The sequence below is a fragment of the Nostoc sp. NZL genome, from assembly GCF_015714705.1.
GTDB classification, from domain to species: Bacteria; Cyanobacteriota; Cyanobacteriia; order Cyanobacteriales; family Nostocaceae; genus Nostoc; species Nostoc foliaceum_A.
Genome location: NZ_WBKL01000046.1, coordinates 15,902 through 30,889 on the forward strand (window position 1 = coordinate 15,902; position 14,988 = coordinate 30,889).

Sequence of the window (14,988 nt, forward strand, 5' to 3'; positions counted from 1 at the left end):
TCCATGCAGACTCAAAAACCATCTGTCAGTCTCATTCGGGCTATATCTTATGAACGAGAGGCTTTACGAGAATCTTTAGTTACACTGCTGGAACCTTTTGGAGGTATGGCAGCATTTGTAAAAAAAGGCGATCGCGTTTTACTCAAACCTAATCTACTTACAGGTTCGCGTCCTGGTAAAGAGTGTATCACCCGTGCCGAACTAGTTTACGAAGTTGCCCAGATGGTAATTGAGGTTGGTGGTAAGCCATTTTTGGGCGATAGCCCTGCTTTTGGAAGTGCCAAGGGCGTAGCAGTAGCAAATGGCTATCTGCCTATTTTAGAAGAACTCAATCTTCCCATCATCGATTTTCATGGTCAGCGTTACCAAACCGTCAGTGATAATTTTAACCATCTGCGGCTGTCTAAAGAAGCAATGGAAGCAGATGTAGTGATTAACCTACCGAAAGTGAAATCACATATGCAATTGACATTAACACTGGGCGTAAAAAACTTATTTGGTTGCGTCCCCGGCAAAATGAAAGCTTGGTGGCATATGGAAGCTGGAAAAGACGCGAATAGATTTGGTGAAATGTTAGTAGAAACTGCCAGGGCAATTAATCCTAACTTAACCATATTAGATGGCATCATCGCTCATGAAGGAAATGGCCCCAGTAATGGTGAACCTCGCCAACTGGGCATTTTAGCAGCCGCATCAGATATATTTGCCTTAGATCGGGCAATGGTAGAAATCCTCAATGTTCCTCCTGAACAAGTGCCCACAGTTGCAGCTTCCCAAAGGCTAGGAGTTTGTCCAGAACTTGCTGCCATAGAGTTTCCGCATTTAAATCCTGACTTATTAAAAATAGAAGATTGGCGGCTACCCGACAAGTTAATGCCCATCGATTTTGGTATGCCTCGCGTAATTAAGTCTACGTTTAAGCATCTTTACACCCGATTTATCAAGGAACCAATAAGTGTTTATGGAAGGGAGTAGAGAGTGTGGGAGATCAGGAGAATAACTATGCCCAATATACCCAATCCCTAATTTACAAGTGCAAACTTCGTTACAGCAATTTTATTTATTAGCAGAGTAATCTCTAATTACCCTCCGATTGCTTAACCAGACCGCCCTATATATTTAGTGGCGGTTTTTTTAGTTGATTAATTTGTTATAAAATTTACCGTTTTAGATTTTGATTTATCCAAAAAGTTATACAGATTTAGAATCTGGAAATTGGGTATTTTGCTCAAAGATGAGCCAAGTTTAACGATAAGCCTCTACGCTACCTTATAAAACATTTTTACTCTACCTATATATAGATTGACAAAAATGCTGTGATATTACATAGATTTGAAACTTTAAATTCTTAAATATTTGTTTAGTGGTATCACTGAATCTATGCTGCACAACACGAGTAATGTATCTGTATTTATTCGGTAGCTATCATTGGTTACAAAAATCATTCCTGCCATTTCTTCTCTGGTGGCAAATATCCTTGTGTATAACTACTGTATAACAATTAAAAGCACTGAGAGATATTCAGTGCTTTTGCGGTTTTGTGTCCTGTATCACAAATTAGTAATTCCAGTAAAATGACCTTATCAAAGGCGTTGCAGGATGTTATAATCATGAATAATAGAACAAATACATTTTGCTAATTAATCTTTAAGCAGCGAAAAAATGTAATTTATGATGCTGTTAAAGTGAGTTTTGCGTATGCAAGCAGTTACACCATACAGGGAAACATCTGAAAATATTAATTACAAAATAAAACATGATTTGTCTACTTGTAACTTTGTATTAAGAACTCTATGTATAAAAACGCTGTTATGACAGTTGCAAAACTGGTTTAGATTGTAGAATGCTACACATTTTACAATCTAAAAATAGCTAACATAGCATTAAGGCTCTCGTTCAGAGAGTAGACCTACACAGTGATACGAAAAACGTCAATTTTGTATGAATTCAAATAGCCAGTCTGCCAATTCTTCCGACACATATTCCCAACGTTTGGCAGACATTGTGGGAACTGCGATCGCTCTGTTGACTCTTACCCTACCCGTATTTGTCATCGCCCACTATTCTTCAAGTGATGTCCAAAATAACCAGCAACCCCTGATCGAAAACCTACAAGGAAGGAAAGATTGATAAAGCTTCCCAGTAGCATTTCACCAGCAGGAGAGCTACAAACAGGAGAGAACTGATTTTTAGATAACCTCTGTAAATGTGGATGTAGTTGATCAGGCATAAGCTGAATCTGTATTGTGTGACTCCAGATTTCAGTTGTCTTGACAGAGTAGACGCAGAAATCAAGGGCAGGAGAGAATAATACACTCTTGGAAAAAGCGTTGCGAAGTTTATTCGCAACGCTTTTTCCATTTTTTGGCTAATTCAAAGGAATACGGCATAGGTTATAGGGCAATACGCTTGGGTTAAGCAATGCTGTGGAATGAATACCTTGGGAAGAGATCCATATTGCCCTAAAATTCTACACGGGGAGCGAAGCTGACTGAGTGCCCCCATAATTCATTGTTATCAGAGGAGTTTTTTGTGGACTTATCTCGTATTCCTGCCCAACCGAAACCGGGTCTAATCAACGTTCTGATTGAAATTACTGGCGGAAGTAAAAATAAATACGAATACGACAAGGAACTAGAAGCTTTTGCTCTAGACCGAGTACTTTATTCCTCAGTACAATATCCATACGACTACGGCTTTGTACCCAATACCTTGGCTGATGATGGCGATCCCCTAGATGGTATGGTCATAATTGACGAGCCAACCTTTCCAGGCTGCATTATTGCTGCAAGACCAATTGGCTTCTTGGAGATGATTGACGGTGGCGATCGCGATGAAAAAATCCTTTGTGTTCCTGACAAAGATCCACGCTACACTCAGGTAAAATCCCTGAAAGACGTAGCGCCACACCGCTTAGATGAAATTGCCGAATTTTTCCGTAGTTATAAAAATTTGGAAAAAAAGGTGACAGAAATTCTCGGTTGGCAAGATGTGGATAAGGTTGCAGCTTTAGTAGAAAAATCCGTCAAAGCTTATAGAGGATAATAGAGGAGTTAGGAGTTAGGAGTTAAGAGTTATAAATTTTTATTCCTAACTCCTCACTTTGATAACTTTCGCTTGTCACGGATTTTAAAATCTGCCACCAACCCCAAACCCAAATGCAGCGTACTCTCCTTTTGGCAAAAATTCATAACTGCACCCTCACAGGGGCGAATATTAACTACGTGGGTAGTATCAGCATCGATGAAATCCTTTTGGAAAAAGCTGGTATCTTACCCTATGAGCAGGTGCAAGTAGTTAATAATGCCAACGGTCAGCGCTTTATTACCTATGCGATCCCGGCTCCAGCCCATTCAGGAGTAATTGAACTAAATGGGGGTGCGGCACGTCTAGGCATTATTGGCGATCGCTTGATTATAATGACTTACGGGCATTTCACTCCAGAAGAGTTAAAAAGTTACTCTCCTACAGTAGTCATTGTGGACGAAAAAAACCAACTCTTAGAAGTGCGGCGCTACGATGACTTGCTTAGTAAGGTCTAATTTCAAGGAAAATGTCAAATTTTGAGTTGTCGGGTTCCCAGAGCTACATACCTGAAAAGTCAGCTACCATGCCAAGTAGTCTAGCAGGTGAATTTCTAGTGCAATTTTGGGGTGTAAGAGGTTTGATTCCTACCCCAAGTAGCAACACCAACCGTTATGGTGGTAATACCGCTTGTGTAGAAATGCATGTAGCTGGAAAACGCTTGATTTTTGATGGCGGTACTGGCTTACGCATACTGGGTAAAACTTGGCAAGAACTGCAACAGCCACTACAAGCCCATTTATTTTTTACCAACTGCCAATCAAATCGGATTCAAGGGTTTCCCTTTTTTGCTCCTGCATTTATTCTGGAAAATTGTTTCCATATTTACGGCACAGCTGCCTCAAATGGAGCCTCAATCAAACAATGTCTGTACGATCAGATGCTCCAACCACACTTTCCTTACCCTTTACAGGTAATGCAGTCGGAATTGCAATTTTACAATTTGACTCCAGACAGTGACGTGAAGCTAGATGATGTGATTATTACAACCGCATTAATCAATCAAACTCAGAGGTCAGTTGGTTACCGAGTTACTTGGCAAGAGTATAGCGTTGCCTACGTCACGGATTTGCACCAGAATGCCGATCAAGTGGAGCGAGAGCGGATTTTACAGTTCATTCAAGGCGTTGACTTGCTGATTGCCAATGCTACTTACACTCCCCCTACCTCTCACAACCATGACTCTGCTGATTTACTCTGGCAAGCTGCGGTGAATGCAGCCCTGAATGCTGGCGTTAAACGGCTAGCCATTTCTCATCATCACCCAGATGACCATGATGATTTTCTTGATCAGGTTCAAGTCGATATTAAATCTGCCTTTCCTGAAGCAATAATAGCCCATGAAGGTTTAGTATTAGCTGTTAGTAAGTGATTTAGACTAGTTGGCAGAGCATCGTTAAGGGGTAACAGGGGGAGTAAAACACCACAAAAGTTATCCAGTTTTTACATTTATGAGTTATGGTAGCGGATCTCGTTTGCAGACAAAGGGCGCACAGCTAGCTGTGCGCCCCTACTATATTTCACGTTTAAGTTGATACCAGTAACAGATATGCGCCTCTACGAAGCATTTTGCAACTCGGCTGTGCGGACTGAAAGCTGCTGTGTCTGATTACCCCGTTGCACTTTCACCTGCAATACTTGACCAAGACGACTATCTTCTACAACATTCTGCAATTGTTCAGCACTGGTAATAGCTTTACCATCAACTTGAAGAATTACATCCCCGCGCCGGATACCCGCAGATGCAGCTGGAGAATTGGGGACAACTCGCATTACAAAAACACCATTAATTTCTGGTATCTGAATAGGAGAGTTGGGATCGGTGTTATTTTGCTTGGCAAGATCGGGTGTCAAAGTTAGCATTTGCACACCTAGATAGGGGTGAGCAACTTTGCCATCACGTTGTAGTTGTGCTGCGATCGCTTTGGCTTTATCAATAGGAATCGCAAACCCAATACCCATTGCATCAGGGCGAATGGCTGTGTTAATACCTATCACTTCACCTTGACCATTTAATAGTGGGCCGCCAGAGTTACCAGGGTTGATGGCGGCATCTGTCTGAATGAAGTCCAAGCGTTTGTCGCTAATACCAACTTGGGCGCTAGAACGTTTGAGGGTACTGACAATTCCCAAGGTAACGGTGTTATCAAATCCCAAAGGATTACCAACTGCGATCGCCCAGTCTCCTACTTGTACATTACTGGAAGAACCCAAGGGTGCCACAGGTAAATCGTTACCAGCGTTAATTTTGACTACTGCCAAATCTGTGACTTCATCAATACCTTGAACTTTCCCTTCAAAGGTTCGCCCATCTTTGAGTCGGACTGTTACTTTATCAGCCTTATCGACCACATGAGCATTAGTCATAACTAAGCCGCTCTTGTCAATAATGAAACCTGAGCCTAAACCGCGTAACTGCTCAGAAGGCATCTGTTGAGGCAAACCCTCACCAAAAAACCGACGGAAAAATGGGTCTTCAAAAAATGGATCAACGCGACGAGTAATTGTGCGCTCAGTATCAATTCGGACAACTGCTGTGCCCACACGATTAACTGCTGCTGTGACAAAGCTAGTACTACCGATCGCAGCAGTGGCTGGTGATTGCCGTTGGGCAATCAGTTGTGGAGTATCTCCAGTAGTTACTAGGGGTGCTGGTTCGGCTTGGGAGGGCAACACTTGCAGTGTGCTAACCGTTATCAATACTCCTAGCGCGATCGCTAAAACATGAGTACTGAGTTGACGTAGAGACCGGGATGATTTGGGAAATCGCATAATCACAACCTAATTTATAAGCCAAGCCTAATTGTTGCTTAGTCGTGACAAATCTATTTACAGTTATTTTTACAAAATTGACGTTGGCTTTTTACTTGGGGTTTCGCCTGCTCTTTCCAATAATGGGGTTAGGGCATTTTGCGAACTACCTGTAATCAACTTAATGTAAAATTTAACCCAAAAGCTATTATGGACATTTACCCTTTACAAGTTCGGTTTTTACCCATCAATAAAACTTTTGGATTGCTAATAAGAATATACCTTTCAAAGTAGTGACATCCATAAAAAGGAGATAGGGGATAGTGGACACCCATGCTCACTTTTGGTTCAAAACCTTGTTAATGAACTAACTTTTGAATAAAATTTCATTCCGACTGGCTGCACCTAACTGGGGTAAAGAGTTGATGGCTGAGTGGGGAGTGAGATTAGTGGGAACAGTTGGAGGGACTTGTAATTGTTGGACAACGCGTTGCAGTAGTTGGTCTTGTCCAGTCCGCAAACCCCAGAGATTTGTCCCACGGTTGATAATAGCAAACCAAACCAAACCGCGATCGCGTGTGGGCATTACTCCCGCTAAAGCACTGACATCCCGGAGAGTACCAGTTTTGATCACAGTAGCGGCGGGAATGTGTCTGGCGTGTAGTGTCCCTCGGTGATCAAATCCAGACATGGGGAACAAGTCAGCCAGATTCAGTTGATGGGCCGCTGCTTCACCTTGAATAGCCATCAACATGGCACAAGCAGCTCTAGGAGAAATACGATTTTCCTGCCCCAATCCAGAACCATTGATTAACTGAATTTCCACTTGTGGCACCCTAGCAAGGTTAGCAGCAGTTGATTGGACTACAGTTGCTCCTCCCACTGACTCTGCCAGCATCTCTGCCATATCGTTGTTACTATAAACATTCATTTCCTTGATTAGTTGCTTCAAGGGTAATGAGCGATGACGCAGTAACAAGATTTGTTGAGCGTTGGGTTGCATTGCAACTTTGACAGCGCCCGCAATCACGACTTGAGGCTTGGGCGTTCCCTTAGGCATGATTGAGTGTGTATAAACAGCGGGGCGACCCCAAGTCCCATGATTTAGTGTTTGCTTGAGCATTAGACCCGCCAGCATTGGCTGCCGTTGGAAATTCATGGCAAAACTGCCGTTAATAATCAAATTTCCCTTTACCTGCTTGATGCCTATTTTATTGAGAGTATTACCAAGAGCGATCGCTTCTTCCCAAACAAACAAAGGATCGCCACCGCCTGTAATCACCAAATCGCCCTGCACAACCCCTTTGACTATTGGCCCAGTGACACTCACCAAAGTATCAAACTGGTAGTCTGGCCCCCAAGTTTTCAAAGCAACTAATGAAGTGGCAATTTTGGTTAAAGAGGCAGCCGGCAGAGGTGTTGTCCCTTGGTGATTTGCCATCAGCATCGGCCCCGACTGCATCCAAATCCCCTGACTCTCAGCCAGATTTTGTGCTATCAGTTTCGATGTTACTAGCTCTTTCAGATATTTTTGCACCGTAGTTGCCCCAGTTGGATTTGGATCAGGGGCAAGAACCAAGCCAGGACTACTTTGCCAAGTCAAAGCATCTAAGGCATCTAGAGGCTTGATTTGTACCCCGGCCATCTCCAGCCAAAGCGACACCAAACCTGAACCCAATAATTCCAGCATGTTTTATTCCTCTGTTAGGATCTGATACGTTGTTTATTGTGCTAATATACAAGCTTTTTTACGATAATCAGTATTGAGTCATAATAGCTGGTGTTTTTCTCATCTGGAAGTAGGATGAATAATATTGTTTTCGTGCCTGCTTTGACAATGCCAAAATGCCCATTGCTCATGAAGAGAGACGCATGGAAATAAAAAATCTCCAACTGAGGCAATCATATGAATTAGTTATGATAAAAGTTTATGGCCAAGCATGAGGCGATCGCATCTCATCAAAATAGTTCTGAAAAATATAATTCGCAATTCGTAATTGAATTAGTTAAGGAATCATATCCCAACTAATTATAGACCAGCAGTTTTAAGATTTAGTCCGGGACTCAAACCCGAAAATTACGAATTACGAATTACGAATTACGAATTACGAATTAGTTAATACCTACTTTCTTTCTGGATGTGCTGCATCCTCTGGCGAAAGAATACCCATCTTGTTAATTGTGGCAATCATCTGATATAAGCGCCCCAAGTCGCGTTGATTAAAGTACAAAATGAGCCTGGGTAATTCAATAGTTTCATCTTGTGCTTCTTGAGGTAATGCCTGACTTTTTTCAATCCGTCCTTGAATAATAATGTCGCTGAAATCAGCATTGAGTTGCTCTACCTGAGCGTCTGATATATCTGTCTTCAGACGGATGACTAACTGATCGGCTACATATCGACAAGAGTGATAAACTTGGTAAAAACGAGTAATGGCATCACAAGCCACATCCAAATTGTCTGTCACCGTGTACAGGCTGGGATCTTCAGGGCTGACAAGTCCATTTTGCACTAGTTGCTTATCAATATATTCGCTCCAAGACCGCCAGTAATCGCCACCAGGGTGGTCAATTAAAACTAGAGGTACTGGGCCAAATTTACCAGTTTGGCTTAATGTCATACATTCAAAAGCTTCATCTTGAGTGCCAAAGCCTCCAGGAAACAAGGCTACAGCATCACTTTCTTTGAGGAGAAACAGCTTGCGGGTAAAGAAATATTTGAAGTGTATTAACTTGGGATCACCTTCTATAAACGGGTTTGCTTCCTGCTCAAAGGGTAACTGAATGTTTAATCCAAAGGAATTTTCTCGTCCAGCCCCTTCGTGTCCCGCCTGCATGATTCCACCACCACCGCCAGTCATCACCATAAATCCTAATTGAGAAACAGCGCGACCAAACTCAAGGGCCATTTGGTACTCTGGTGTATCTGGCGCTAGACGAGCAGAACCAAAAATAGTGACTTTGCGAACGTGTCGGTAATCATAAAATAGCTGGAAACCGCGCTCCATATCTGCTAACGCAGCCGATAAGATTTTCCAATCGAGACGCTCAATTTCGGTATCAGCTAGGCGAACAATAGTAGCAAGTGCTTGCTGAATAAATTGCCGATTTTTTAATGTCGGTAAGCGAGCGATCAATTCAGCGATATCCGCCTGTAAAGACTCTAATGTGTCAAACGACGCAGATGAGGTCATGAGAACTGCCGCAACAATGGCACTATATTTTACGTGAATGACTCACACTCTAGCAAGCGGGATATAACCCTCTGATGTGCAGTTAGCATTCTCAGAACTGGTTTTGAGGTAGTATTGATCATTAGTCAAGCTGAGATCCCCATCTTTTAAGATTGAAACTCGGAAGTTGGTGTACGGAACTCGGAAGTTGGTGTACAGAACTCGGAAATTGGTGCTCGGAACTCGGAAGTTGGTGTTCAGAACTTGAAAAGTTGCGTTCGGAACTCAAAAAGTCGTGTTCGGAACTCGAAATATGGTGTTCGGAACTTGGAAGATGGTGTTCGGAACTTGGAAAGTCGTGTTCAGAACTCGGAAGGTGGTGTATGAGAATAACGAACCGCAAAGGGCGCAAAGGACGCAAAGAATAAAAATGTCAACGCGTCCCCGTGTCCCCCTATTCCCTCATCTCAATTCAGCCCCAGTTCTTCTTTCAACGTCTCTGGCACATTAACCGCTGTCTCTAATCCCCGCACACCTTCCCACTGCTGCTTTTTTCCCCAGGTCATTTTTTCCAAATTGGTGTCGCTGAGGTCAGCACCACCGAGAATGGCGTAGCTGAGGTTGCTGTAGCTGAGATTCGCGCCGTTGAGAATAGCACCACTGAGGTTACTGCCACTGAGGTTAGCACTGTTAAGGTTGGCATAGCTGAGGTCTGTGCCGAAAAGGATAGCGTCGGTGAGGTCGGCACCACTGAGGTCGGCTTCGCACAGAAGCACCCCACTGAGGTCGGCTTCGTTGAGGATTACCCGACTCAGGTCTACGCCGCTGAGGTCTGCGCCTAAGAACATTGCGCCGTTGAGTCTGGCATCATTAAGCTTGGCACCGTTAAGTTTGGCATAGCTGAGGTCAGCGGCGATGAGGACGGCATCACTAAGGTTGGTACTGAAAAGAATTGTGTCGCTGAGGTTCGTACCGTTGAGGATGGCGTGACTCAAATCAGCACCACTGAGGTCGGCACGACAGAGGTCGGCATGGTTAAGGTTGGCGCTGCTGAGGTTGGCTTCACTTATATTCGCACCAAAAAGGATGGCGTTACTTAGGTCGGCATGGCTAAAGTTAGTGCTGCTGAGGTCGGCGCGGTTGAGGTCGGCGCGGTTGAGGTCGGCACGGCTCAGGTTTGCACAGCTAAGGTCGGCGCGGTTGAGGTCGGCACGGCTCAGGTTTGCACAGCTAAGATTTGCACCGCTGAGGTTGGTGCTGCTGAGGTCAGCACCGCTGAGGTTTGCACCGCTGAAGTTTGCACCGCTGAGGTTGGCATCGCCCAAGTTTGCGCCGCTAAGGTTTGCACCGCTGAAGTTTACACCAGTTAAGTTGGCATCGCCGAGATAAGCAAGGCTGAGGTCAGCACCCCTAAAGTCTGCCCCGGTGAGGTTGGCATCACCCAGGTAAGCATTCCGAAAGTTGCCGCCTTTAAGGAATTGCCCGACTATACTACTAAAATTACCAATTTCTAGGGCATCGCTATAGTTGATGATCCGCAGCAGTTGAGATGTGAAAAAATTGTCTGTGTCTGGTTGAGCAGATGGATAGAAGGTGATTTTTTGTTTGAGTTCATCTTGATCTTGGGCGTAGCGGTGTAACTCTAACAGTAAAATTAATACGTTCAGCCCTGTATATATGTCTACCTGTCTCAGCCCGATCGCAATATTTTGTGCCGCTAGCTTTAACCTTGTTTTCTGAGGTAGGTTATCATCTGGTGTCCCATCGATAAATTCACCTTGACACCAGCGACGATAAAAATCTTCTAACCGCCAGAAAAGCAGTTCTGGGCGAATTTTTTTACCAGTCACTACCAATTCCATTACTTGGTTGACTATTTCTGGTTTCAGCGCCCCATTGCCCAGTAAATCATAAATCTCTTCGTGCATCTGGCGATCGCACACTCTCAAGCAGAACTCTGATGGTAGTGTGCCCGATGTCTGATCACCTATTTTAGAAGTCAAACTGCTCCTTGATATTGTCCATTTTTCTAAGCTTTCTTGCAGCCTTTGAGACCATAAATCTTCCTGGAAATTATTTTTAGCCAATTTAACGCTTTTGTCTGGTTCTTTAATACTTTTTCCTAGAGGTAAAACTGATTCAGTTCCCATAGCTGTGGTATTTGACATCTCTTGCAACCTTATATCCTTCACATAATTTCTCAGCAGTTGCCAGACTTGAGATAAATATGTTGACATTTCTGTGTCCGTTGTTACATTTAAATTACTGTTTTGATAATCCTGAATTAAAAATTTTTCTGTGCTAATTTGCTTATCATTGTCAAAAATTAATAGTATCAATAAATACTACACGAAAAATAACATGCGTTGGCGATGTCTACAATTGACTACACCGACGGCGTTCCTGGAGGGAGACTTATCGCTAACTCGTATTAACCTCAAGCTTCTTCTGCTGATGCAAATAAAATGTCATCGGCAAAATTCTTTTAAAAATCAAGTAATTTTCCTATTTTGGCTAATTTGTTATACTTTTTTCTCAAGATATTTACTAATCTGATGTAAAAATAATACTTACTCTTTGTAAGAGACGGAATTATTAGGAAAAATCTTACTGTACAACAGCGTAACAAAGTTGAAAAATGGCAACTAAAATTAAAGTCTAAAGTTTGGTGCTTGATATCAAGCATCTGAGAAAATCGGCAAAAAGTCGGCTATATAGCTTTGCAAAAGTTAAAAATTAATTACGGGATAGTTATTGGGGGATTGATGCGATGAACAACAGATTAACCTTTTATATGATTTTGTTACATAGTTTGTTTTTAGGAATAGCAACGGCTAGCGCCAAGTCACCGTCTGTTAACATTGGTACAGAGTTATCAGCGAAGCATAGGGCTGTGCGGGTTGTCGAAGCTGTGGTTACAGCCAGAAGTGGAGAGAAATCCAATAGTAAGTTAACGATAGGAACTTCTTCAACGAAAATCTCAGAGTTATCGTCAAGGAATATCAATATTCCCCAGAAACAGAGCCTACCTTCAGGGCAAGTTTGGGTAGTTAATAAAAATAAAGACGTACAGCCTCAACCGTTTATTTGGGTAGTAAAAGACCTAAAAAAAGTAGGACAGCAACCATTTTTACAAGTTGCAAAACCCCCAGAAAAGCCTAAACCTAGCAAAACACCAACAACAAAGGATGAGTTAGAAGCCTTTGACGAAGTAATCAAAGACACCCAAAAGTCAGGGGGTTTGTTTACCCTTTATCGCAATAAAGAAAAGAATAAAATTTATCTAGAAATTAAGCCAGAGCAACTCAATAAAAATTACCTAGCTACGGCAACTCTGGAATCGGGCATTGGCGAACGAGGTATTTACAGCGGTATGCCTCTGCAAGATTTTTTATTTTATTTCCAGCGGGTCGATGATAAATTAAACTTCGTCATCCGCAATGTTAATTTTCGCACTCGTGAGGGAGATCCTCAAGTGCGATCGCTAGCCCGATCTTTTAGTGACTCTGTTCTCTACAGCATTTCTCTTAAAAGCATTCATCCAGAACGCAAAACTCTTCTCATCGACTTGGGAGATTTGCTACTCACAGACTTGGCTGGATTGTCTGTAAGTTTAGGAGTTCCAGGAAGCACAGACCAGTCTTATTTTGGTACTGCTAAAGCGTTTCCCCAAAATTTAGAAATTGAATCAGTTTTAAATTTCTCTGGTGGCACTGGCCGTGACAGTGAAATAGCAAGCTTTGCGTCGCTAGCTGATAACCGTGGCTTTACCCTGCGCGTCCACTACAGTCTCTCCCAACTACCCGATAAAAATTATCGCCCGCGCCTTGCTGACGATCGCGTCGGCTATTTCATCACCGCCTACCAAGATTTATCCAAAGACGATCGCGGCGATTCTTTTGTCCGCTACATCAATCGCTGGGATTTAGAAAAACAAGAGCCAAAAGCAGTAATTTCTCGCCCCAAAAAACCGATTGTGTTCTGGATTGATAACGCTGTGCCCTTAGAGTACCGCGATGCCATGAAAGAAGGTGTCCTGATGTGGAACAAAGCCTTTCTCAAAGCGGGATTCAAGGATGCAATTGAAGTCCGCCAAATGCCAGATGATGCCACATGGGACCCAGCAGATATTCGTTACAACACGATTCGCTGGATTAACACAGTCGATGGTTATTTTGCAATGGGGCCATCCCGCGTTAACCCCTTGACTGGAGAAATTTTGGATGCAGACATTCTCGTAGATGCTAGCTTTGTGCGGGTACTCAAGAGTGAGTATCGCAAAATCGTCCAACCCAGCCAAACAGAAAATCGCACCACTCTATCAGCTTTGATGCAAAATCGTCTACTTTGCGCTAATGGTTTAGATGCAAAAAACAATGGTGTACCCCAGCAAATGCAAGGGCAACAAGGGTTGTTGAATCGTTTATCTAAAATGGCTGGCGAGTACGATTTATGCTACGGGATGGAAGCTGCTAACCAGTTTGCCCTTGGTTCACTGGCGATGTCACTGCTGCCAGATACTATGGCCACTCCAGACCAGTTGAAAGAATATATCAATCAATATTTACGTTTAATCATCGCTCACGAAGTTGGCCATACTCTTGGTTTGCGCCATAACTTCCGTGGTAGTACACTGCTATCACCAGACGAGATGAATAATACCGAAATTACCAAAACTAAAGGTCTGACAACTTCGGTGATGGATTATATTCCCCCAAATATTGCCCCTCAAGGGATAAAACAGGGAGATTATTTTCCCAATATGGTGGGGCCTTATGATGAGTGGGCGATTAAATATGGCTACATACCAATTCAGACATCAACTCCCATAGCAGAAAAGCCGATTTTGGAAGAAATTGCTGCACAATCCTATAAGCCAGAATTGAGTTATTCCACAGATGAAGATGTCTATGACCTTGACCCCACAGCCGATGCTTGGGATAACAGCGGCAATGTCCTGCTTTATTCTCAGTGGCAATTAAATAATTCGCGGGTGATGTGGGAACGTCTTGATAAGCGTTACCCAATGGCTGGTGATAGTTACAGCGATGTGAGCGAACGTTTTAGTACAGTATTGGGTAACTATTTCCAGCAAATATATTACACCACAAAATATATTGGGGGACAGTCTTTTTATCGCATCCACCCTAGCGAAATCACCTCTGGAGTTAACCAACAGCGATTACCATTTAAACCGGTACCAGTTGAAGAACAACGGCAGGCTTTAGAAACGCTGCAAAAATATGTATTTGCAGAAGATGCCTTGAAGTTTTCACCAGAACTACTGAATAAATTAGCTCCTTCCCGTTGGCGACACTGGGGTAGTTCTCCGCAAGTTGGTCGTTTGGATTTTCCAATTCATGACTTGGTGCTGTTGATGCAAGGTTCTGTGTTGCGGGATTTACTCTCAGGCGATCGCCTCTCTCGCCTCAAGGATATTGAACTGAAAACCAAGCCAGAAAATGCACTGACTCTGCCGGAACTATTTGACACTTTGCAATCAGGTATCTGGACAGAAGTAATCAAACCAAAAGGTCAACCAATGAAGATTACCAGTTTGCGGCGAGGCTTACAGCGGCAATACCTGGATATTTTGACTGGTATGGTGTTGCGAAAAGAATATGTTCCAGAAGATGCTCGCACTCTGGCTTGGTATAAACTCAGACAACTAAATGATAAACTCAAGGGGGTTAATTCCGAGGATGAATACACCAAAGCGCACTTACTAGAAACGCGCGATCGCATCGAGAAAGTCTTAAACGCTCCATTGCAAGCGAATTAAAAAGTTAGGAGTTAGGAGTCAATATTAAAACTCCTAACTCCTAATTCTTCTTCTCTCATTCTGATGTGGAAACGGAGGAAACTCCAAAACGCTTAAATCGTTAGCGCTTAGGACTTTCAGCGATTTCAGCATCAAGTTTATATATAAAAAACTCAAAATGAGGCAGCAGATGAGAAAGTTTCCTCCTGCTACCCTTTG

At 43.0% G+C, this 14,988-nt stretch carries 10 protein-coding genes; 6 read left to right on the plus strand and 4 right to left on the minus strand.

Annotated elements, in window-relative coordinates; translation table 11 throughout:
• Nucleotides 1–3: 3 nt before the first annotated feature.
• The 5 genes from F8R90_RS06555 to F8R90_RS06575 all read left to right on the plus strand — a co-directional run bounded on the left by F8R90_RS06555 (nucleotide 4) and on the right by F8R90_RS06575 (nucleotide 4,456).
• Entirely contained in the window at nucleotides 4–975 is a 972-nt protein-coding gene (locus tag F8R90_RS06555) for a DUF362 domain-containing protein (protein WP_196510075.1), read from the plus strand.
• A gap of 966 nt (nucleotides 976–1,941) precedes the next feature.
• Nucleotides 1,942–2,130, plus strand: coding sequence for a hypothetical protein (locus tag F8R90_RS06560; protein ID WP_196510076.1), 189 nt, complete (start codon nucleotides 1,942–1,944; stop codon nucleotides 2,128–2,130).
• A 402-nt stretch (nucleotides 2,131–2,532) separates the two neighbouring features.
• Nucleotides 2,533–3,045 (plus strand): inorganic diphosphatase, encoded by a 513-nt coding sequence (locus F8R90_RS06565; protein WP_094349222.1) that lies wholly within the window; start codon nucleotides 2,533–2,535, stop codon nucleotides 3,043–3,045.
• A 113-nt stretch (nucleotides 3,046–3,158) separates the two neighbouring features.
• Nucleotides 3,159–3,542, plus strand: coding sequence for an aspartate 1-decarboxylase (panD, locus tag F8R90_RS06570; protein WP_190896252.1), 384 nt, complete (start codon nucleotides 3,159–3,161; stop codon nucleotides 3,540–3,542).
• Between the two features lie 11 nt (nucleotides 3,543–3,553).
• The gene (locus F8R90_RS06575) at nucleotides 3,554–4,456 is read left to right on the plus strand and encodes an MBL fold metallo-hydrolase (RefSeq protein WP_196510077.1); all 903 of its coding nucleotides are present in this window, start codon (nucleotides 3,554–3,556) and stop codon (nucleotides 4,454–4,456) included.
• Nucleotides 4,457–4,641: 185 nt separating this feature from the next.
• On the opposite strand, the gene F8R90_RS06580 is transcribed toward F8R90_RS06575, so the two are convergent.
• The 4 genes from F8R90_RS06580 to F8R90_RS06595 form a co-directional block, all read right to left on the minus strand.
• Complete coding sequence (locus F8R90_RS06580) at nucleotides 4,642–5,856, minus strand: HhoA/HhoB/HtrA family serine endopeptidase (protein WP_196510078.1); 1,215 nt, start codon at nucleotides 5,854–5,856, stop codon at nucleotides 4,642–4,644.
• A gap of 346 nt (nucleotides 5,857–6,202) precedes the next feature.
• Entirely contained in the window at nucleotides 6,203–7,525 is a 1,323-nt protein-coding gene (locus tag F8R90_RS06585; protein ID WP_196510079.1) for a D-alanyl-D-alanine carboxypeptidase, read from the minus strand.
• Between the two features lie 433 nt (nucleotides 7,526–7,958).
• Complete coding sequence (locus F8R90_RS06590; protein WP_196510080.1) at nucleotides 7,959–9,029, minus strand: LOG family protein; 1,071 nt, start codon at nucleotides 9,027–9,029, stop codon at nucleotides 7,959–7,961.
• A gap of 446 nt (nucleotides 9,030–9,475) precedes the next feature.
• Nucleotides 9,476–11,245: a pentapeptide repeat-containing protein gene (locus F8R90_RS06595; protein WP_196510081.1), complete on the minus strand. Its 1,770-nt coding sequence runs from the start codon at nucleotides 11,243–11,245 to the stop codon at nucleotides 9,476–9,478.
• 533 nt (nucleotides 11,246–11,778) lie between these two features.
• Between F8R90_RS06595 and F8R90_RS06600 the strand changes: the two genes are divergently transcribed.
• Nucleotides 11,779–14,790 carry a zinc-dependent metalloprotease gene (locus tag F8R90_RS06600; RefSeq protein ID WP_196510082.1) on the plus strand — a complete coding sequence of 1,004 codons (3,012 nt, stop codon included), beginning with the start codon at nucleotides 11,779–11,781 and terminating at the stop codon, nucleotides 14,788–14,790.
• Nucleotides 14,791–14,988 lie beyond the last annotated feature (198 nt).